16 protein-coding genes and 2 pseudogenes are annotated in these 22,141 nt (G+C 41.1%); 6 read left to right on the top strand and 12 right to left on the bottom strand.

The features are described 5' to 3' along the window. Positions 1-40 precede the first annotated feature (40 nt). A protein-coding gene (locus tag QWZ07_RS26365; protein ID WP_192854759.1) for an IS3 family transposase occupies positions 41-1,191 on the bottom strand; the annotation gives its coding sequence in 2 pieces (ribosomal slippage) (positions 41-948 and positions 948-1,191; 1,152 coding nt in all). Positions 1,192-1,348: 157 nt separating this feature from the next. Here QWZ07_RS26365 and QWZ07_RS26360 point away from each other — a divergent pair. Further along, positions 1,349-1,927 (top strand): annotated as a pseudogene (locus tag QWZ07_RS26360) (DUF2913 family protein). 474 nt (positions 1,928-2,401) lie between these two features. Here the strand turns inward: QWZ07_RS26360 and QWZ07_RS26355 are convergent. Beyond that, positions 2,402-4,636, bottom strand: coding sequence for an inverse autotransporter beta domain-containing protein (locus QWZ07_RS26355; RefSeq protein ID WP_192854699.1), 2,235 nt, complete (start codon positions 4,634-4,636; stop codon positions 2,402-2,404). Between the two features lie 421 nt (positions 4,637-5,057). Between QWZ07_RS26355 and QWZ07_RS26350 the strand changes: the two genes are divergently transcribed. Both QWZ07_RS26350 and QWZ07_RS26345 read left to right on the top strand, forming a co-directional pair. Next, positions 5,058-5,975 (top strand): hypothetical protein, encoded by a 918-nt coding sequence (locus QWZ07_RS26350; protein WP_225998625.1) that lies wholly within the window; start codon positions 5,058-5,060, stop codon positions 5,973-5,975. A gap of 300 nt (positions 5,976-6,275) precedes the next feature. After that, complete coding sequence (locus tag QWZ07_RS26345; RefSeq protein ID WP_290256827.1) at positions 6,276-7,850, top strand: EAL domain-containing protein; 1,575 nt, start codon at positions 6,276-6,278, stop codon at positions 7,848-7,850. Between the two features lie 411 nt (positions 7,851-8,261). On the opposite strand, the gene QWZ07_RS26340 is transcribed toward QWZ07_RS26345, so the two are convergent. The 7 genes from QWZ07_RS26340 to QWZ07_RS26305 all read right to left on the bottom strand — a co-directional run bounded on the left by QWZ07_RS26340 (position 8,262) and on the right by QWZ07_RS26305 (position 15,015). Continuing rightward, complete coding sequence (locus QWZ07_RS26340) at positions 8,262-9,611, bottom strand: Ig-like domain-containing protein (protein WP_261891670.1); 1,350 nt, start codon at positions 9,609-9,611, stop codon at positions 8,262-8,264. A gap of 1,246 nt (positions 9,612-10,857) precedes the next feature. Next, positions 10,858-11,247: a hypothetical protein gene (locus QWZ07_RS26335; protein WP_225998599.1), complete on the bottom strand. Its 390-nt coding sequence runs from the start codon at positions 11,245-11,247 to the stop codon at positions 10,858-10,860. A gap of 823 nt (positions 11,248-12,070) precedes the next feature. After that, the gene (locus QWZ07_RS26325; protein WP_171750940.1) at positions 12,071-12,463 is read right to left on the bottom strand and encodes a Rid family detoxifying hydrolase; all 393 of its coding nucleotides are present in this window, start codon (positions 12,461-12,463) and stop codon (positions 12,071-12,073) included. Between the two features lie 297 nt (positions 12,464-12,760). After that, the gene (locus QWZ07_RS26320; RefSeq protein WP_192854462.1) at positions 12,761-13,546 is read right to left on the bottom strand and encodes a hypothetical protein; all 786 of its coding nucleotides are present in this window, start codon (positions 13,544-13,546) and stop codon (positions 12,761-12,763) included. A 92-nt stretch (positions 13,547-13,638) separates the two neighbouring features. Continuing rightward, complete coding sequence (locus QWZ07_RS26315; RefSeq protein ID WP_261891674.1) at positions 13,639-13,920, bottom strand: hypothetical protein; 282 nt, start codon at positions 13,918-13,920, stop codon at positions 13,639-13,641. Continuing rightward, on the bottom strand, positions 13,920-14,747 hold the full coding sequence (locus QWZ07_RS26310; RefSeq protein ID WP_192854460.1) for a CPBP family intramembrane glutamic endopeptidase: 828 nt from the start codon (positions 14,745-14,747) through the stop codon (positions 13,920-13,922). The genes QWZ07_RS26315 and QWZ07_RS26310 overlap by 1 nt, the downstream gene beginning before the upstream one ends. A 19-nt stretch (positions 14,748-14,766) precedes the next feature. Beyond that, positions 14,767-15,015 (bottom strand): hypothetical protein, encoded by a 249-nt coding sequence (locus QWZ07_RS26305; RefSeq protein ID WP_192854459.1) that lies wholly within the window; start codon positions 15,013-15,015, stop codon positions 14,767-14,769. A gap of 1,137 nt (positions 15,016-16,152) precedes the next feature. Here QWZ07_RS26305 and QWZ07_RS26300 point away from each other — a divergent pair. Continuing rightward, on the top strand, positions 16,153-16,524 hold the full coding sequence (locus QWZ07_RS26300; RefSeq protein ID WP_318842401.1) for a beta-barrel domain-containing protein: 372 nt from the start codon (positions 16,153-16,155) through the stop codon (positions 16,522-16,524). Between the two features lie 153 nt (positions 16,525-16,677). Here the strand turns inward: QWZ07_RS26300 and QWZ07_RS26295 are convergent, their stop codons facing one another. Then, entirely contained in the window at positions 16,678-18,231 is a 1,554-nt protein-coding gene (locus QWZ07_RS26295) for a TcdA/TcdB catalytic glycosyltransferase domain-containing protein (RefSeq protein ID WP_225998598.1), read from the bottom strand. Further along, on the bottom strand, positions 18,200-18,700 hold the full coding sequence (locus QWZ07_RS26290) for a hypothetical protein (RefSeq protein WP_171388184.1): 501 nt from the start codon (positions 18,698-18,700) through the stop codon (positions 18,200-18,202). The genes QWZ07_RS26295 and QWZ07_RS26290 overlap by 32 nt, the downstream gene beginning before the upstream one ends. Before the next feature lie 812 nt (positions 18,701-19,512). Between QWZ07_RS26290 and QWZ07_RS26285 the strand changes: the two are divergent. Continuing rightward, positions 19,513-19,839 (top strand): annotated as a pseudogene (locus QWZ07_RS26285) (cysteine peptidase family C39 domain-containing protein); the annotation flags it as partial. Further along, the gene (locus tag QWZ07_RS26280; protein WP_225998596.1) at positions 19,829-20,323 is read left to right on the top strand and encodes an ATP-binding cassette domain-containing protein; all 495 of its coding nucleotides are present in this window, start codon (positions 19,829-19,831) and stop codon (positions 20,321-20,323) included. The pseudogene QWZ07_RS26285 and the gene QWZ07_RS26280, both read left to right, overlap by 11 nt. 819 nt (positions 20,324-21,142) lie before the next feature. Here the strand turns inward: QWZ07_RS26280 and QWZ07_RS26275 are convergent. After that, positions 21,143-22,141, bottom strand: a complete 999-nt coding sequence (locus tag QWZ07_RS26275; protein WP_192854457.1) for a hypothetical protein — start codon at positions 22,139-22,141, stop codon at positions 21,143-21,145.

Here is a 22,141-nt window from a genome sequence, read left to right as displayed (position 1 = left end):
TTAAGCATTATGATCTGCTCCAGTCAGACTGGACACTTAGCTAAGCGACATTTTGCTTTTCAAAGTTCATTGGGCTTAGATACCCAAGTGCACTGTGCCTTCTCGTTCGATTATAATCAACTTCTATGTACTCGAAGATCGTTTGGCGCATCTGCTCTCTCGTCATGATCGGCTCATATTGGATTGCTTCAACTTTCATTGAGTGGAAGAAGCTCTCAACACATGCGTTGTCCCAACAGTTCCCTTTTCTACTCATACTTTGTTTTAAATTATAAGTACTTATGAGGTCTCGATAGTCTTTCGAACAGTACTGACTACCTCGATCGCTATGAGTTATAACCTGCTCAGGAAACCCTCGACGGAATAAAGCCATTGATAAGGCATCACAGACCAGTGAGGCCGTCATTCTCGTATCCATAGACCAACCAATAACTTGCCTTGAATAAAGGTCAATAATGACAGCTAAGTACAGCCAGCCTTCGCTTGTGGCAACATAGGTGATGTCTCCTGCCCATTTTTGATTCGGAGCCGTTGCGTTAAAATCTTGAGCGAGCAAGTTCGGAGCAACGGGCATTTTATGCTTACTGTCTGTTGTACACTTAAACTTGCGTGCTGCTTTCGCTACTAAATCCTGACGTTTCATACTGGCGGCAATGGTCTTAACATTATGGTTATCACCGCTCTCTGCCAGCTCTTTCTGAATACGTCTTGAGCCATCTCGCTCTTTGCTAACGTCAAAAGCTTCTTTTACTTTGGTATCAAGCTTTTGGCGCTCTGTCTCACGTTGAATCGCCTTGTGGCGATTCTCAACCCAATAATAAAACCCACTTCGAGAAACTCTGAACACCTTAGCCATACGGGAAATACTGAAACTCAGCAGGTGTTCGAGCATAAATTCATAGCAATTTACTTTAGATTTTTCGCGAAGTAGGTGGCGGCCTTTTTTACGATTTCTAGCTCTTCTGCTTGCTCTGCCAACTGCCTCTTTAGCTTAGCGACTTCAACGGCCAATTCTTGTTCTCGTTGGCTAATACTCGAATTCTTCTTTGTGGCTTTTCGCCAACCGTAGATCTGAGATTCATGTAACGAGAGCTGTCTTGCGGCTGCAGCGACTCCCACTTTCTCTGCCAGCTTCAGGGTTTCTGCTTTAAATTCAGGAGAATGGATAATACGTTTCTTCTTAATTGTCATGGTTCACCTCATTAGTGATTGTACTCACTTAACTCAGTGTCCAAAACTGCTGGTGCGGATCATTACAACGAACAACTAGCAAGTTACGTCACTTTGCTTTCTGCCATAGAGCCTTGCTATTTTCATGATAAGATACCCTCACCAATAAAGAGTCAACGTGACCAATGTCAGAACATCATACCATCAACTTCTTAAGTCGACTTTCGAAAACACACTTATTCACCTTTAGTTTAAAGTAAAAGTTTCTAGTAACTTTGTTAAAGAAGAACAACGAAACAAGCTCATCATTGACTTCTTGAAGCCAAAAATCAAACAAGCTCGATATAGTATTATTAAGAAAAAACTTAAAACTGTTTGTTTGATGAAGAATAAGTTTGGGTCAATCGAAAGGCACTTAGAAAGCGTTTTAACTCAATATTCAGCGATAGAGAGCAAAAACGAGGTTGATAAGCTTTATTCCTTGTTAGAACGATTTGAGAAGAGCGGATTAGAAACAAAACTTATTGAAGAGACCCCTACACAAGAAATGGACGTTGTTTATCTTAACAAAGCACATCTTGATAATTGCTTCGATAAAGACAATCGTCAAATTGCACCAATTTCGCTCTTTATACATACTAATGAACTAGACAGGTTCACTAAGTGCTTAACAACTCAACCTTACTTCAAATTTAAGCGGTCTCAAGAAAGTGAAGAACTGAATAACTATCTTTATCAACTTCACCCAATTAACTAATTTAACAACTTCCTCTATTACTTCTACTCTTCTCTGATTGTTTTATGAGGTTTTAGATGTCGTTTGGCAGCTAACCTTAAGCTTTTGTTCAACCCAGCCAAAACATGTTAGAAAAGGGGCGGATTACTTAGGCTACATCATTTATCCTTCCTCTCAACACATCAGAGTATCAACGATTAATACCTTTAAAAGTAGGTTGGTTTTTTTAACGACTTAATTACCGCCGACAAAGGCCGACTGACTATTCACATGTCCCAAAAAGGCTTTTGGCAGCACTTTAAGAGCAACACCCCCGAAACTTACTTGCTGTTGCTAAAACGTTTGGAAGCAACAATTAATAGCTCCTACGGTATATACTGTCACATCCACAGCACACTCGCTTAAAAAGCACCTACCGCGCCATAAGACTGTGAAGCAACTACATTAAATTTAATCCTAAAACCCGTAATTGAGGTTTGAAATGATTGTCTCCTCCTAGCGAACACAGCTCACGTAAATAATGGTGTTACCACCATCGCCTATGTAGGCGTTGCCAGTCTTCATGACAAAGCGGTAGTAGTCCCCGAACCCGGCTGACGTACTTGACCAATAGGAATAATTTTTTGGCCAAAAAAGAAAAATGCTGTCTCCTCTATTAGTGTACAGGGATCTAAGTTCACTTATCGTAGGCAACCTCGCACCAATTGCTGCACAAGAGTTCCTCGCATTTACCCAATTATATTTTGCGACTTTGTATCCAACCTCTAAACCGAAGTCAGTTGGGTTGTGCCCTCCTGCAACCGCGGCGTCAAAACTCAAAGGTTTCGTGAAGGTAAGGCCGGTGCTATCCACAATGTGTGGGTCATTCGGATCAAGTGGATTGGTGCCATTGTCGGTTTCATCTTTGTCCGAAATGCCATCGCCATCTGAATCAATGTTTTCTTTATTAAGGACCACAGGAAAAGCCAGATCACCAAAAGCAAAAGGGTAGACCATGGTTATTAACGGCTCATCCGTCAGCGTCAGCAACGAGGACAACCCGCTTCCATCCTTAGTGATAAGCGTGACTTCTGGCGCAGCCCACGTCACATCCAGCGCATCGGTGTGCATTAATGGTGTTAATGCTACACCAGCTTGCTCAACATAACGCTCAAGAGCAATACGCAACTCAGGGGTTTCCGTTACTTTCGTCACATCAAAACTTGACGAATTTTGACTCATATTAACCATTGTCATCGGCGTAAAGTGCGTTAAATACAGTGCAACCTCAGGCTCCACTGTCAAGGTACTGGTGAGAGTCAACGACTTTCCACTGCTTTTTTGCGTCACAACAACTTGAAACTCATAGAGCCCGGGAAATGGCGGCGTCAAAATCTCAAACGCCTGTAAGTCCTTGAGTGACGAAGGCGCTAAGAGAGCTGGAGGCAATGTCCATTCCACCTGATAGTCACTGGCAACAAGCACACTTCTTAAACTCGCACTTTGCCTTTGACCACGCGCGCTCGGAATGACAGCTTTCTCACCATTAATCGCCACATTCAATACAAGGGGTTGGAAACCATCCCCCGCATTCAAGGTTAATACATTCTGGTCGCTTAGCGTGGCCGTTAGCGCCGATTTCTCACGATACTCCAGAACGATATTGTTGTTTCGCTTCACCAAATCATAACGCTGACCATCAAGTTGACGTGTGACGTCTACATAGTCAGGTGAGACCTGCTTTTCCCACGGCACACCAAAACGATACGTCAAATCAAGGCCTGAACTCAACGATGCGTTATTCCCCTTTGCCTTAGTGACTCCTGTATAAAACGTCAGAAGAGGGATGGGCGTATAATTTAGATTCAAGGAGCCTGCGTAAGGGTTTGACTGTCTATTTTTACTCCCTAAGATATCCACTTCATCACCAAAGTACTGCTCATAATTAAGTAAAGCGCCTAGATGTGAGTATGAAGGTAGATAACCGGTTACGTCGACGTCAAAACCACGAGCGGCCCTTTCTTCGTAGTTATCAAAGTCAGGCGAGTCTTTCCAATCCGACAGTGGGAAATAATAATTCCCCGACAGCTTTAAATAATCCGCAAAGATTTCTGCGCCTACACTGGCCCGCTGATGTGAACGAGTGGCATCATAGTCAAAGAAGGTATTCACACCCACAAGGTAGTCATCCTTGGAGTAACGGGCGCCTAGGCCAATATTTAAAAAATCTCGACCAGAGAAGCTGCCCTCTCCGTTTGCTTGGTAACCGAACTGGGTAAACCATAATTGTGACTCTGAATCAGACAGTGGCACTAGAACGTTCAATGACGCAGAAGGGTCTTCGAAATTGTTGAGTAAATCCGTTGAGAACTCAATCGTGCCATAAGGAGACAACCAATCTGTTACGCTGTTTTCCAATTGCTGATTGGCGTAGTTTTGTGCTCTAGACATCACACTTTCGATATAATTCGAAGGCTTTTCGTTATTGAAAGCTTGGCCGGCGATAATTAACTCGCCGGCAACCGCCATAGACAAGGACTCATCAGAAACACCCTCCCTCCCAAGTGAGGGTAAAATCTCGCCATCGCTGGCTTGAGAAAACAGATGAGGAAGACCACTACGCGTTCGAAAGTCTCGCTCAGTCTCAAGGACGTCTTTAAGATCGTAGTAAAAATGAGAGCTTGATATTGCGTTAAAAGGAACGCAAAACAACATCAGTTTAGCGCAGTATTGCTTTATTTTGACGTTCATATTGAGTGAATTCTTTCAATTTAACCCATAAGAAAATAATAAATAGGCAAGGGACTCCTAAGGAGGATTGCCTATTTATTATGGGGGGCGGACTAAAAAATCACCCGGCCAAATAAAATAATTAATAAATAAATAATAAAAACCTCACCAATGGAGGTTTAAAAATAACAGCAGAACCCATCTGAACAGAGTTCCTACTACCTTAGGTGGTTGGTTTTATATCTCGTGCAATAAGCAAGATAAATAAGGAGATTCGCCAAATCTAGGGATGATATAAATCATAAAATCATTTTTAAAAATTATTAATATTAATTTAAAAATAAACGTTTTAGATTGTCCTGGGAATCCCTCATGGATTGATTCTCCCTTCTTACCAAAAGAACCTCTAGGAACCAAGAAATCCGGTATTAATTGCAGTTTTATGCAGTTTGCATGGCAATCTTTTGCTTATTATACCAGTGAAAATACACCAGAATTATTCTTGAATATGATGCCGAAAGACAGAATATTTAAAGAGATACCTGATAGTTGGGACAATAAAGGTGATCAAGGGTTAGTGCAAAGTGAGATCCTTCAAGCAGGCTATAATTTTCCATTAAACGATAAGAAGAACAATCCTGTATTTTATCAACAGAGTGTCAATAAAAAATTCTACGAAGATATCGTCAAACACGGCTTGAACAATAGTCAATGTGTCGCTGATATTGACAGTGGGAAAACACCGTTTGAAATATCTTCAGGTTCCACTGAAATAAAAACTTCTTGGAAATTAATGTCTAATAATGACAACCCTGAAAATTTTTTCACCATTCATAGAGATGTTGAGATCAACGGGGTAGTAAGGAGTAATGTTCTAATGGGCTTAGTTGGGATTCATATAGTGAGAAAAACCATGAATCACCCTGAATTTATTTGGACCACATTTGAACATAAAGAAAACGCTCCTGACTGTTCTGATGTTCCTAACCTATCAAATTTTGAAAAAGCAGGTAAATGGACATTTTTCAACCCAATGTCCTTTCAGAAAGTTAATACTTATTTCCCTGGTAAACCAACTCAAGTGTGTAGAGAAACGCCCTATGGGGCTGGTGTTTTAACGAAAGCTGAAGTGGCTAAAGATATAAAAGCGCTTAACGAAGCAATGTCAGGTTATTACCAATCACGTAAATCTGTTTGGTCTAACTATTTACTTGTGGGTACATCTTGGACAGTCTCAAACGAGAGTGATTTCAATAAAGGAGAGGTGCCTCCCACTTGGAAAAATGAAATAGGGGTTCGAAGTTATTATCAAACAGTACAATGGAGACCTATGTCCAAAACCCTCAATGGTTTGCTTTAGTGCACCCTAAAGAAGATAGGGGCTGTTTTGCTTGCCATAAATATGATCCTTTAACAAAGAAAGCCTTACATTTAAGCCATATGTTTAATGCGACCCAAGATTACGGTCAGTGTTTTCTTTAAGGCTTGATTTAGAGCCTAAAAATTAAAACCTCCTAACAAAAAGTGATCAGCTTTCCACTTTTATAATTTGCCTTTTAAGATCAAGGATTTCTTATAGAAAGAAACATTAATTAAACCGCATAATAACATTTGACAACTCAACACAATCCGTTGGATTTATAATTATAAAGAGTTAAGCATGCGATCCAGACACCCTTGGTTAAACCGCTTATTCAGTCCCCACCCTCAATGGGTCTATAAGACTGGTGTTATGTTATTGGCCCTGTTGTTTAGCTTATTGGCTTCATTAGCCACCAGTCTTTATCAAGTTCATAATGAAATTAAGCATGACGTCGACTACCTCGATCAAATCGTTTCTGTTGCGATTAAATATGGGCTTGAAAAACCCACTCTTTCTGAAGCCAGCGTCGCTAGCGGTGAATGCTCCACTGACACTATCGAACAGTTAGAGAAGCTTTATGTGTCGCATCTACTTATGTCGATACCCATCGTTAATCTTGATAAGCAGAAGCCCTATACCTATTGCTCTCCTTTCGGCGTTGAGCAATTTGAACAACGTAATTTTAAGAACTTACTCAATACACAATTAAAAGGAGAAATGTGGCGTTTAGCGATTTATTCTCTCCCTACAACCCCAAAACATCCCCCCTATCTATACGGTTCGAATGGACAATATGGTTTCCTCTTTCCATTACGCACGGAATACCTTTTCCTTGAAAATGATTTAGACCATCAACGTTCTATTCGTTTATCTTTACCAAAAGAAAATTACACTATCCTTGAAATAGGCAGTTTACCCAAGGCCGATCGCCTGTACTCGAACTCAGTTGCTTCAAACTATCTGCCTCTTACCTTTGAATCCTCCGTCTCTACCTCACGAGTGCTCTCGAAGTTTAAGCAAAACTTGTGGCCGGTTACCACTTTACTCTTTATGATTTCACTCACCATTCTTTGGTTATGTGTTTCCTATTGGCACGCAAAAAAAGAAATTGCTCTTCAAAAAGCGGTTCGAGACGCCCAGTTTTTCCCCTATTATCAACCCATCGTCGACGCACAAACAGGTAAAATGCTCGGTGTCGAAGCTTTACTCCGATGGCTTCCCTCTGATGGCCGTGTCATAGAACCAAGCAAGTTCATCCATTATCTAGAGCAAAGTGGGGAGATCATTCCAACAACAGAGAATCTCATTACAACCATTTACCAAGACTTATCGTCTTTGATGAGTCAAAACTCCGAGTTTTATTGCAGTGTCAACATCACTCCTCTGCACCTCCAAAATGACGATTTTTACCACTATTTAAAGCGGTTTCAGCACGACTACTCAAAACTTACGCTTGAATTAACAGAACGCCAACCGATTGAAAATTTAGCGTTTGCCAGTAAGCGTATTGCCTTACTCAAAACATTAGGGCTTAAAATAAGCCTTGATGATGCAGGTACCGGTTATGGCGGAAACTCCTATTTGCATTATTTCGATATTGACACTATCAAAATAGACAAAATGTTTACACGCTCCATTGATGAAGGAAAGTCCGCTGTTCTCGATGGGTATATTGAGATGGCTAAACAATTAGAACTCAATCTAGTAGCGGAAGGAGTTGAAAATAAACTCGAAGCTAAAGGGCTTTTATTAAGAGGCGTCTTTCAACATCAAGGTTACTACTACGCCAAACCTATGTCGATTGAAGATCTCCATCGCTGGACTTTAGATTACGGTTATATTCACGAGCGGGTTAGTGAGACGCTCAACTAAAAACGTCACGGAGCTTGCCTTATTCAACGACGAGCGCCCAAATAGATATCATTTTTTGGTGAGCTTTCATGGCCAGCGGCGAAACACTGGTCGCTGAAATTCGATTTAGAGAGAGTTGGAGTTGTATGTTGTTGTGCTATAAGGAGTTTCCTTTCTGTTTGAGGAAGGTTAACAGCCTGCGAGCACCATCAAATGATGCGAATCAAAAGGGAAATCAACACATAAAACAGCAAGCCCTTACTCGAACTTAATTGAAATCAGTAAAAGGTAACGACGAGGCGCAGTTGCGCAGGCGTTCAAGATTGCAGCGATATCCTTTTAGATACAGCTGACCGCACATCTATGAAAAAGATAACCACCTGCAAAGTAGGTGGTTATAAGTTGGAATATCAAAAACTCATACGTTAAACGTTAGGGAACTGAGACGCAGGACGCGTACAACTCTTCTTCTCCCAGACTCAACCCTTCGCCGCCATTCCTGAGGTCTATATTAAAAAAGCCAGGACCTCTACTCTCACTTGACCAGTAATTTAACCTGACTGGCCAGCCGCGCGCGTTGAACATATTGCCGTATGTATTGAAGAGCAATTTTAACTCATTTTTTGTTGCCAAACGCCAGTTGGTGCGTCCTGCTAAATCCTCATTACTATATGTACTACATAATCTATTTGCATTATCCCAAGAGAACCAAAAGAAATCTCCAGCAGGCCCAGAAGTTCCAATTTCTTGCGTAAAACCATTATTTGCACTTCCTCCAATGGAGAATAAAAATAATTTTGAGGGTGAATTGGTAAACAACTTCCCATTCCCAGTATCGAATAGATCAATACATGAAGCACCGACGGACGTACATCTATATACCTCCACGCTCACTGTGTTACTGGTGACGCCATCTTTAGTGGCGGTTATCGTTGTTTGGCCGACGTTGACGCCAGACAGGAAGCCTGTCGGCGTTACTGTCGCGGTACTCAGATCATCCGACGTCCAAGTGACGGAATCACTCACATCGGAGGAAGTGGTATCACTGTAGGTTGCGGTTGCCATTAGTGGTGTCAGTTGACCTTTTGCCACAGAAACCGAAGGCGATGTGACCGAAATCGCGGTGATGACCGCAGCGCTGACCTCCACGCTCACTGTGTTACTGGTGACGCCATCTTTAGTGGCGGTTATCGTTGTTTGGCCGACGTTGACGCCAGACAGGAAGCCTGTCGGCGTTACTGTCGCGGTACTCAGATCATCCGACGTCCAAGTGACGGAATCACTCACATCGGAGGAAGTGGTATCACTGTAGGTTGCGGTTGCCATTAGTGGTGTCAGTTGACCTTTTGCCACAGAAACCGAAGGCGATGTGACCGAAATCGCGGTGATGACCGCAGCGCTGACCTCCACGCTCACTGTGTTACTGGTGACGCCATCTTTAGTTAGATAAACAGCGACCTCCCCAGTTGTATTCCCCGTTGAAAATACGCCCGGTTTAGAAAAAAAACCAATCTCCTCGTTACTTGTACGCCAAGCGCTTAAGCTTAAATCTGCGAGTACCTTTGAGGAGCCATCTGAATAATAACCTGTGGCGATGAATGCTTGTTTGTTACCTTTGGCCAAGATTAACCGACTTGTTCCATAAGTTATTGTTGAGGATACGCTAATATCGATCCTTTCTAAGGTTAACTTTGTTTTTACAACTTCTTCCGATGATTCTGAATTACAACCTGTCAATAATGAGGAAAGAAGAAATAATATAGATAAATATAGTTTAATCATGTTTATTATATACTAATTTATTAGGGTTTATAACAATCGGGTAATAACAGGGAGAATGGGATTAATTTAACTTAATTTATAAGATTAATTTGGTTGACTGTATTAAGCTATTGATAGTCAACTTAGGTTGTGGGTTGGTATTAATTTAATTGATAAGCGCCAAACTTCCGATGAGATGCCTATCAATAACTTAATTACACATAAATAATATTCCAATCGCTTTTCATGTAAGAGGATATTGTTATATTAAAAAATAATAGGGAGGTAGATTAAAAGTTACCTAATTCGATTCCCGAGTCTAAAGCGGAAACAAAATTGACCTTAACGTATTTTAACTCAAGATAGTAACTAAGCTCGGCTGTAAGGAGGTTATCAACAATGGTTTATCAATGGGCTGTATTTCGTCATCAGCGTCCTATTTTCGGGGCAGGGTGTGAATTATTTGTTGTCATGCTCGCTTTTTTATCAATAGCCTTACCTCTGATATATGAAGAAAGCTTATTTATGCTGGGAATATCTTCAGGACTTGCCATCATTTGCTTTACTCTATTTTTACTTTTTGCCCAAAGTGACAAGCTCCGAAGGTCAATGTCTAGCTAGGATCTGCCCCCATTAATTTTACCAGAGCGGGATCAAACTTGATTTCAACCTGCTCTATTAGAATTACTTAATTATTATTTTCTAAGTGTTTGTATGTCTATATTGGAACTTGCAATTTATCTAAAGTAGAGCAACTCACGCTCAGGAAACACTGCTTGTCGCAAAGGACATCAACGTGCACACTCGATCATATGGCTGGACCGAAAAAGACGTAGCTCGTATCAAAACACGACCCGCTTGAATGCCGAGAACGACCGGAATATCGAAACAAAATTCAGACATCTTGATGACCTTGACTGATGACTGTTTGATACAAACACCTTAATTGTCATACAGGCAAGAGAGAAAAGCCTTAGCCGACGTGCGATGCTCGGACGTTTTTTCTATCATCCTTTCAGCTTTCTTCTCGTAGACCTCGCCTCTGATCTGTTTAATGATGGTAGTGTTATCACACACAAATACTTACCCCCTTACCTCGGTTAAATTCACCGAAATCACGTGCCTGGATATGTCAGCGGAAACCGTAGAACGTATTTTAATATGATCTCCTAAGCACCAAAACGTATATCGAAACAAAACCCCGAACACTTAAACATTTTCACGAATCGTAAGGCTGGAAACACTGACCCGTAGGTGGTGTAAAGGATTATGTGATCCACTCGCTCATGGAGAAACCATTCGCCCTGTTCAATTCAACAAAGAAGTTACGCACCTCGTGCAAAGCAAAACGACGAAACACCAATTGCGGAAAATTCTGCTTGAGATAGTCAACCAACCCTTGCTCTTTGAGCGCATTTATATCGGCCTGTTGCTCTGGAGACTGACGACGGCTGAACATTTTTAAACGATGAATTTTTGAGACCAAATCAGACTTTATTTTTTCCTCATCACGACACTTTTTGACTAGATAGCGCAACTTTAATACTGCCAAAGGACTAGAGGCATCATTTTTTAATGAGCTTTCGTGTCCCAGCGGCGAAACGCTGGTTGCTGAATTTGAATTAGAGAGAGTTGGGGTTGAGTTTTGTTGCGCCATGAAATTTTCCTTTTTTGAGTATCACTTTTCGGAGCCGCTTGGATGTCCGCTCTCTCAACATCGTTCTGCTTTGCAAGGGCGCGCAGCGGCGAAGCCTCACTTGAAAAACAGGTTGTGGTGAGAAACGGTTAACACCCTGCGTGCCCGTAAATGAATCGAGTGAAAGGAAATTAGCGCATAAGAAAACAAGCCCTTACTCGAACTTATTCAAAGACAGGGAGTGCAACAAGGAGAGACGACGAGGCGCATCAAACGTAGAGAGAAGCGCGTTGAGTAATTGTTCTCAGGAAAGTAAAGCATCTCGAGCTGGATCGATAAAGTGACTCAAGTTATCGAGAGAGGAGAGAATCGACGGAATGAACCAAGCGGAGCGAGAACGCCCTAGCGCAAAAGTATCAACAACAGAACTACTCTCTTAGAGGTCACTCTAAAAGAACCATTCTTTTTTAGTCCCATTTTTATATTAGCTATCGCTCTTGCGTTCTCAAGTAGATGATGGATTCCCGACCTTTAGCCATTCATATAATCCTTTTGCACTCGGACGCTACTGGTTTATCTCCCTCCCAACCCATGACGGTTATAACCGTTTTAAAAAACAATTTCTCGACCTCTTCCTAAGTCATTTGACACCCTAACTCTCGAAAAATGTAACTCTACTCATTTCGCGGGATTTCACGAAAAAAAATCTTATAAATAAGAGAGCGTATATTGAGTGTTATATAAATTATATTAAACATACGGAGACAAAGTTCGCACTAGGGTAATCCTAAATAGATAACCCCAGCGCCTAAGCTGGAGCTAAAAAATTAAAAATGGTTAATGACTAAGGTGCAACAGCAACGGCTTCTATCTCAATCATGGCGTTGAGAGGAAGTTTCGATACTTCAATACAGGTTCTCGCAGGAAAATAATTGGCGCCGTGCTTAATGAAAAAATCATTATAAATTTCATTTACAACTGAAAAGCTCATCATATCGGTAATATAAACAGTTGTTTTCACTACGTCTGACATGTCAGCGTCTGCCTGGAGCAAAATCGCTCTCATATTCTCTAGACACTGCACCGTTTGCTTCTCAAGACTATTTTTAACCAAAAACCCAGTCTGGGGACTCAGTGGTAATTGACCAGAAGTGAAAATTAACCCACTGGTGATGATCCCTTGGGAGTATGGGCCAATCGCTTTTGGGGCCGCTTGAGTATCAATGATTTTGCGCATATTTTCTCAATCCTATTAGTTTTAGATGCCCAACAAAATTAGAGGATTAACTGAAAAAACACTTATTATTTAATCATAATTTCATCAGTTTTTAACCTTATTGAATCAGAACTGACGCCAACGAAGCGTTAAAACCCAACCAAAGGACAACTAGGGCACAAGCTAAAGCACGTTGTTTGTGATTGAAGATAATATGGCTTGGTTGAACCACCGAAGAGTGAGGAACGAGCGGAGGTTCGCGAAATAAAGCAGGTAGCCCGTAGGGTGCTTCAAGTGAAGAGAAAACTTTAGAAGGAGTTATCTTAAACTTTCAGCGTATTCCTGCATAACCCTAGCATTATCGCCCTTAACTTCGTGACCACATAACTCTCCGTTATTACTAATCAGGGGGCTAGAGTACGCAGGAACTACTTGTGTAGCATAGCTCATGACAGTGCCGTAATTCGAGCAACGATAAGCACCCGCGTAAGGCTTTACCTTGTTTCTATTACCAGGGAAAACTTGCTCATTAATCCAAAACTTACCACTTTCAGTATCTGGCTGCTCATGCATAGCCCAAGCTAAGTGCCCAAATTCGTGTTCTAAAACGGTAACAGGAAATCTTTCAGATAAGACAATAAAGCTATCATTCATATTCATCATTGTCATGCCGTGAATCTCTTGTTCAAGGACGACAGGGTGATTCTCACCAAGAACGACCACATACTGCTCTATTGGGTTACTTCTAAGATGGTCAATTTCGGAAGCACCTACTTCTTCTTGTAAGGCAGAATGTAGAGAGGAAACAGATGAAACACTCTTTGGCATAGATATAAATCGGCTCTCTTTAAAAGAGCGAATAATAGGTACACAAGAGTTAGCCAATATTGTGTTAGACATTGCCACGGCTTCATGCAGTTTTCCGACAATTTCATTTTTATACACAACGGACTCATCAATATAAAAAGTGACCTTTGATTGAACTGGCTTGTTAATCTCACATTTAGGAAATATTAACTCAGGGCTAAGATTGCGCTGGCTGATCATGACAGCAAACACGATTAACACACAACCACATACGAGAATACTTTTGTTTTTTATCATAAACTTTTCTTCTTACAAACCAACCTTAAGCAACCAAAACTTGTACGAAACCACTATTTTGATGGTGACAATGATGGATTATGTTCGTTCCCCTAAATCAAAGTTAACACGAAGCTTTTAATCATTAATATCAAGCCCAACGTTAACAAGAACACAACAGCACGGTAATTATTTTTATTGTCAGTCACTTCAGTACTATTTCGGCCACCTTGAGAGACTAGAGCGCTCAGAACTAAGATTACAATGGCAATGTAGGCGTAGTAATCGCTTAACGAATACTGTTTGAAAGATGGGACTAACAACCAAAGTACGCTTAAAAACAGTATGGCGATATTTAAGTAAATAAGTGAAAGAAACAGTCCTCTTGCTAGCATTACTCCTTCCTGAACTCTCTTCGCTGATAATCAATAAAGAGCAAAAACAGCACCAGATAACCCGATTGTAGTGCAACAATATTAATATCAACCACCTCCCAAGGATTAAAGTGAAGCTGTGTGATCGAGTAATAAACAAGGTCATAAAGTAAAATAAATAGGTTATGACCAGCATGAATGGCAATAACCACTTCTAGGCGGCGATATCGCTCAAAGGCCCAACATAAAAATACCCCTGACATAAAGGCGTACAGTTCCCACTGGTGTATTGAAGCGAATATTAAGCTTGAGAGTAATGCGGCGCCGGTAACCCCCAAAACGGATCTGAAAATAACAAACAACAAATAACGAAAAATAAGCTCTTCTATCACGGGAGAAATAAACACACCGTCCATAGCGCTGCGTAACACACTCGACCAATCAATCACACCATCATAGGCTGAAAACAAAGGAGTGAAATTGTAGGCTTGGGCCTGCCAAGAGCCTGGAGAAAACCAATCAAAAACAATATATTGAATATAATTTGATACAGAATTCAATGAGATCAAACCAAGCAATACCAATACGCCTTCACCCCATGTACATGTGTTTCTAGGCCAGGAGGTTGAGTACTGCTTCCAATGCTTATCTCGTCGAGCACTAACAAACAGCGCGAAAAAAGCGCTAACGGGTAACAAGTAGTAGGCGATAGCTGAGTAGAGCACTCGATCCAAACTCGGATTAAGTATCCACTCTCGGGTAATGATCAGGTAGTAATCAAGCAGAATATAACTTGGAAAAAAATAACCTATATAGACTACCACCACAGCAGATATCATTAACCGCATCGTAAATTACTCCGAAAACCTAACGGCCCCCAATACGATTACTGCCACCTTTGTCATGGCGGTCGTTCATATCGTTGCGCGAACGAGAACGAGCCTGTGCAGCACGAGCTCCCGAGCGATCTCTTCGCTGGCGATACTCACTATAACGAGCTCTTGCAACTGGTGCGTGTGCTCTATCAAGCGAATCACGGATCCAGCTTCCAATTCCACGACTAGGACTCCCTCCAACAACTTGCTCAATCTCATGAACAGTAGCTAATACTTTCATTGTTAAACTCTCCCTCAATTAAATCCACGATTCCAAGAGAGAGCGGACGGACAACTGACCTGTCAGTTTAAAATCTGTTGCATTCCGACCTAAACATCCCTGATTGGAGGTTAAAAAATTAACGTGCTTATTCGGGAGAAAGTATTTAATTATGGTTAATTAATGATGAGGCATTGAGTTTCTTAGTTCATGATTATTCGAGTGGTTTTCCTTTGCATCAAGAGAGTTCAACCCCCAAAAATCACTCGTAATTACTGTTTAATAAGCTGAGTTTTTTCTCCACTCCTTCTAGCATGGAGAGATCCTCCTAACCATCCATAAACTTGCCATTTGACCTAAACAATCCAAGGAATAAAAAAGAAAAAGGAATTATTATTTTATTTCGTCGACAAGTTATTGAAGCAAAAAACAAACGCTAACAGGTCGCGTCGTTTTAATTCAGCCACTGTCCTTGTATGGTATCAGTGCGGCACTTTTCGCTCTCTTTGTTCTCATCTTGTTCTATCTCTCGCAATTTGAGTTCGCACGTAAAGAGACTGTGAAGGGAGACCTAGCTCCACAAAAAGGCGTCATCACTTTATATTTTGCTCGTTCAGGGGTACTCAATCAGCTCTGGGTAGAGGAAGGACTAGAAATCACAGAGGCACGGATTCAAAATAGCCAAGGCTTAAGCAGCGGAAAAGAGCGAACCACGGCTCTCATCCAATAAATAGACACACAGTTGAAAATGTTGGGAAAAAAGCGAACTATTTCTGACGCCCTGTTTAACAAGCAAACTCTCACTTTTTAGCACCAGTTAGAGCGTCTGAATCAAAGTTTAAGCGCAATTAACAAAGCTAAACAAACCAACACCATACGCCTTGACCTACAAACCCAACTCTATGAAAAACGACAAACCTTATCTCAAGATGGATACCTTTCAGCAACAGCCTTAATAGAAGCTCAAGAAGCATTATTAGAATACCAAGAAGCGAATCAAACAATAGATAAAGAGGTGAGTTCGCTTCAAGTCGAGATAGCACAAAGACAAACCCAACAACAGTTACTGCCTGAACAACACAACTTAAAACTACTTGAGATACAATAATATATCTCTTTATTACAGGCCCAAAAAGTAGAACTAAACGGCGAATATGAATTTACACAGAAGCGTCCAAGCAAGGCACTGTTACAGCGATTCAGGCTAAAGTAGGGAGCCAAGTATCCCCAAGTACACCGATTTTAAGTATCATCCCCACCAACTCGCCCCTTGAGTTAGTTGAGTTAGAATTACTCCTACCCACACGCTCTGCTGGTTTTGTTCAACAAGGTGATACCGTCAATATCCGCTTTGATGCTTTTCCGTATCAGAAATTCGGTTTAATGACCGGTGCTATCACGAGCATTGACAAAGCTTTGATCTTGCCAAGTGACAAAGCCCTCCTCATTCAGACAGAACAAGCCATGTATCGAGTAACAGCCTCTTTACCAGAGCAATTTAGAACGCCTATGGTGAAGAATTTCCATTGAAAACAGACATGTTAGCTGAAGCTGATATTATTTTAGAAACGCGCACGCTCCTAGAATGGTTACTTGACCCAACATACGCGATCCAAGGTAAGCTTTAATGAGCGAACCGTACTAAAAAGTCAGCTTAAATGTTAGACAATGACTAAAATCGAACTAATCAGAAAATAGGTTTTGGTTTCGAAGCCAAGTTGAGCGCATATGCTCTACTGTAAATTGAGTTTGATGCTCAAATGCCATCTTCAAGTCTGGGTGGCTCATTGCGAACGCGACGGCGTTCGGACTGCAGCCTTCAATGTCAAAAACTTCATAAGCAAGCGATATAAGTACCTCTAATACCAATGAAGGCCCAGACAAGAAGAGCGTTACATTATCACTTGACCGTAAATGGTCATACCGATAGTCCGAAAAACGAAGCCAATACTCCTCGCTCTCCATCACTCTATTGTTAACGTCACAGTCGCGAGAGTTGAAAATATCATCAAATATAATACCGTTATCTTCCATATAACGGTAACGACTGCTCATCATCGTTAAGACAATTCTTATTAACTTGGATCCCTTAGGCGCTATCAGCACATTGTTGTTGAATTCGCCCACACTATTTTTGGCTTTCGTTAATGCCAAACCCTCTTTGTGAACGGGAGGCAAGATAAAAGGGTGAAAAAGTTTATCTTCAGTTATCGCAGCAACATCTTCATGCAAACTTTTGATTTGCTCTTTATCATCATCAAAAAACGTCGCTACGAGATTCTCTACTAGCTGATGATCACCTTGGCACCGTGCAAAACGAGTCAATTGCTGAGTTCGAAACACATTCATGACGAGCTCGGCTTTAAGTACATCGACCATGTTATTACTCACCCATTCAGGAAAGCGCCGATTTGTTTTAGGAAAACAGTGCTCAAAACTTGGAAGTGTGTCGAAATCAACGTACATCCCCCCTTGATGATAAAGAACCAACAACCGAACGATATCACTTGCTGCAGCTAAATTATTTCTCAGAAGTACTTCGTACAGGTAGTAAGGTTCTAAATCAAAGCCGCTAAATACAAATAATGAGTCAATAGACGCAATATCTATCAAGGTAACTAGTTTCGTTAGCCGGTAGTAACGATGCCTAACACGGTAGAGCCTATGTTCAAGCTCAGTTGCGATGTCGGCATCATAGACTCTAGTATGATCAATTAACCATTCATCGAGGTGTCTCTCCTTACTTTCTACAAACGCCTCAAACCAGTCACTTTGGTGCTTTATAAAGGCCACATCTTCATGACTGCAGTTGTGTATTCGACAGAGAACGTCCTTAATCTCACTAGCAAGTAAACAGCGGCTATCGTAATAGATGAATGTATCGTCTTGGCAAACTTCTTCCCACACATCAAAATATTCAAGCTGGCGCTCACTCAAACAACCAATCCAAACAAAAAATACCTTATCTAACATCACAAGGTCCTTTGGTTCGAGCCAACTAATACGCTGTAACACATCTCGAGCAAGATATTGTTCCTTGTCAGCTAAAAGCAATTCGTCCAATAACCGAATGAAAATAGACACAGATTCGTGATTTATCTGCCCTTGAAGCGCCAGTAACTTCTCTACGAAGCCACATGCTTTTTTCTTATCAAACAGCGTGGACTCAGAACTATTGATAACCTCAAAAACAAGTTGGAGATTGTTATCTAACGCACTGCCAGCTGTCATATTCATTACCAATTGTCATGGAATTTTTGCGTAACAACTCTACATCAAACACAGTGCGACGCGTCCCTTTATAGGATGGAGATAGGTAGATTTTTTTGATGTCGTTTAGATATTGTTCGCTCAACTCACCCATTGGTTCGATATCAAAAGGGGCATACTCAAGGCGAAGTTGATGCTGATAAAAGTCCCAGTTTCCTTGAGCTGAAAAAGAGAAGATAGCTGGCTTGTCATGATTACTCAAAAAGTATTCAAACGTCCCTTGCGATGAAAAACTGCCATCTTTATCCAACCTCAAATGTTCGTTTAGAATGCGGTCACCAATCAACGGGAAAGTAAACCAACACTGCCACCAACCTACCAACGCCTGCCGAGTAATAGGTACGATGGCATTATCTGACATAGAGACAAGAGAAGGCTTGTCAGCCATGGGCAACGGGAATTGAGCTACAAACAGTGATAACAAATACGTTTTCATAATGTGATCCGTGAATAGGAAACATCTTCATGAGGAAAAAGTGAAGTAAGTAAGCGGCCTACCTCACAAACCATCGTCCATCATTAAAAAATCAAGACTTAGGAAGAGCGGCTATTCCAGCCCCCGCTCCAATCACGACCCTTTGATGAATTTCCTTTTTTCGTCGCTGCTTTATGCAACTTTTTAGGTTAGAGGTACAACCGTCGTATCCCTTCCCGCCCACAACTTTATCAAGCATATCCTCTGATAGTGACGCTACTTGTTGGCACATAACTTTCTTCATTACTCATCCTTAACGTAACCAATGTTTCTCCCTGAATAACGCCTTTACAACGCAGCAATAGAACTTGGCGCTTGCGTAAACGGCCTACAGGTATTTAGCCTTAGCTTTATCAAGGCTTAAATTCCATCAGTACCACAATTAATTTATGAGTTAATTTATTGATAACCCTCACTTCTTATTGGCTTCTCAACCAGGGCATAAAAAACCACTCGACTCCCTCATAGATAATCAATCGTAATTTCTCCTTTAATAACATGTCATTAGCCGTAAACGCTCATAAGGTTGAGTGGCATTTAATTAATCAAAAAAGAGCACAGCAACTCGTGGCTCAAACTATAAAAAGCATGCACAGGCCCCCAGGACCACTCACAACCAAAGAAAACAGAGTATGTCAGGAACTCCCCATAACCTTCTTCATCGATTACATTACACACATCTAAAACACGTACCTTTGGTGATGCAATCCGAAGTATCAGAATGCGCGTTAGCGTGCGTCGCGATGATTTCCGGATAATGCGCATCACTTAAACGCATGGTAAGGCTTGGTGCACAGGGCATGAATTTAAAACAGGTCATGGAATTAGCCAGTCGAATAAGACTCATAGCACGAGCGGTACAATGTGAAATAGAAGAGTTAGATCAGCTTACTTTGCCATGCATTATTCATTGGGACTTAAACCATTTTGTAGTGCTAACGAAAGTGTGTAATGGAAAGGTTGATATCAATGACCCCGCTCAGGATAAGCGCCAGTTATCTACAATTGAATTTGCTCGCTGCTTTACCGGGATCGCACTCGAACTACCCCCCAGTAGTAACTTTAAAAAAACAAGACAAACGCGAGACCATGCGAATTAGCCAACTGTGGGAGAAGATTCATGGGTTAAAACGCACCCTAGTTACACTATTAATGTTATCAGTGGTCATTCAATCCGCCGCATTAATAGCTCCTTATTACATGCAGTGGGTAGTTGATAACGTAAGCTTTCGTTATTTTGACCAAGCACCTTGGGTGCTAAACCAACTCAGTTTTGAAATAGAACCCGGAGAAAGTATCGCAATCACAGGCGAATATGGATGCGGCAAGACAACCTTACTTAAACTCCTTCTTGGGTTACTCTCCCCGACGACTGGAACCATTTACCTAGATGGTATCGATATCCAAAAGCTAGATAAAACAACCTATCGTTCACACCTAGGAAGTGTAATGCAAAATGATCCTCTACTTTCAGGAGCACTGAGTGAAAATATCACCATGTTTGATAGCCCATATGATGAGGAAAGATTAAAAGAGAGTTGCCGCCACGCTAACATTTTAACCGAGATTCAACGACTACCTTAGGCTTTTATTCTTTAGTTAGAAAAATGGGAAGTAGCTTTTCCGGCGGGCAATTACAACGTCTTTTCCTCGCTTGAGCGCTTTATAATCAGCCCAAAGTTCTCTGCTTAGATGAATCTACGAGCCACCTTGATGCTAATATTAACCAACACGTGCAGCAACTAAATATCACTCGCATCATCATTGCACACCGAGCAGAAACCATAGTTTCAGCTACGCGAACCATTCATTTAGAGAAGCCCCAATAGGTGTAAATTTTGACAATAACACCACGACACGACCACCGCTGCGCCAATAAACTACACGTGATAATGCAACTTAAGCAGATAGAACAACAGCAGCCACAAAGCTTATTAAACCAAAGGACGGGGCGCAGCATTGGCCGTACCAAATTAAACAGGGCTATTCGTCTATCAAATCAGATCTGCCAAATACAATAATCTGAGTTCCTTTAATTCCATTATTTATAGATATTTGACAATTTTATTATTAAACAAATTCTCAAGGTCTATTTTTATTTCAATAATCAGGTTATTTATTTAATCATCGATAGATATATCCCACTCTGAATAAAAAGGAATTTGTCTACTTGAGTGAGTAACGGTTTTAGTGGTAATCGTTATGTTGATGTACAAAAAGCAAACTAATCAAGAGGGATATGGATATGGAAAAATTGAGTTTGGATAAGGTTGAAAAAGTAATAGGAGGTAAAGTCCCTCTCCGGGCAGTTCCTCACGGGTGTGGTGGTGAATTTGGTTATCGAGGATAAAAGGCAGCTTGTCTGGCTGCCTTACAGCACGCACGTGCCGTGTGCGGTTCTATCTATTCAGACCTACACAAAATCGCATGTCTACTAGATAAATAGTGGGGGACCTTCTCCCCGTTGTTTACATTATTTAGAAAACCATATAATATGCCTGAAGGAGGTTTGTCCGAATTCCAGATGCTAAAGTAGTCCAGAGGTAAGCCTCCAGAAATCAATAAGTTATTGTTTTTATGGTGGACTATAAGCTCTTCCAGCTCTTCAAAGGTTGACATTTTCCAACCATCTTTATTATTAAAACTCATTTTGACGAGGTCATTACAATACCTTTCAGCTTGGCCGTATGGATTATTTTCGTTCTCGTAATTTTCCAAAGTTATTCCTTTACCATCTCTTCTAAACAGTGCATAAGGGTAACTATCATTATGAATTATCGCATAAGTTCGCCCTTCGTTTTCTTCGATATTAGAAGCGGTGTACCCTAGCCTGTCCATAAATTTTTTTCGTGGAACAAATAGGTACTCTTTGCCGTCATATGTATGAGACATCACACAAGTCCCATCCAAGGACTCTACTTGGGCTAACGTCAGCGCTTTATCACATACACCTTCCATAACATTGACGATTAACTCAGCTTTTATGCCTTCAAACTCGGCTTCTATCCTTGTGTTATTATAAGAAGCACCTGATGGATCCCAAACACCGGCTTGTACCTGGTTGTCCTCTGTGAATGTAATGTTTGATACATTATCTAGTATTCTCAGCTCGGCTTGTTCAGTAAGGTCTTCTTCCCCATTTTCATAGACACCAATTATCCGCAATTTCATCTTACTATTTGCGGGAACAGATAATTGCCCTTCGGGGGGAAGTATTTTTATTTCGACTAAATTACCTAAGGCATTGGGTTCTATTGGAGTTGGCTTCGGCTCTGAGGGTGAGGTTGATACATCTTCTTTGGGCACACTAAACACAGTATCGCCCGATATAGCATCTTCCTTGTCGCTACAGCCTGCTAGCACAATCCCTATTAAAACAATGAGCATGTATTGTCCGTACAT

Origin of the sequence: Vibrio lentus, assembly GCF_030409755.1 — a bacterium.
In the GTDB taxonomy this organism is placed as follows: Bacteria; Pseudomonadota; Gammaproteobacteria; order Enterobacterales; family Vibrionaceae; genus Vibrio; species Vibrio lentus.
The sequence above is the reverse complement of the archived record's forward strand: the minus strand, read 5'-3'. Positions and strand labels throughout refer to the sequence as shown.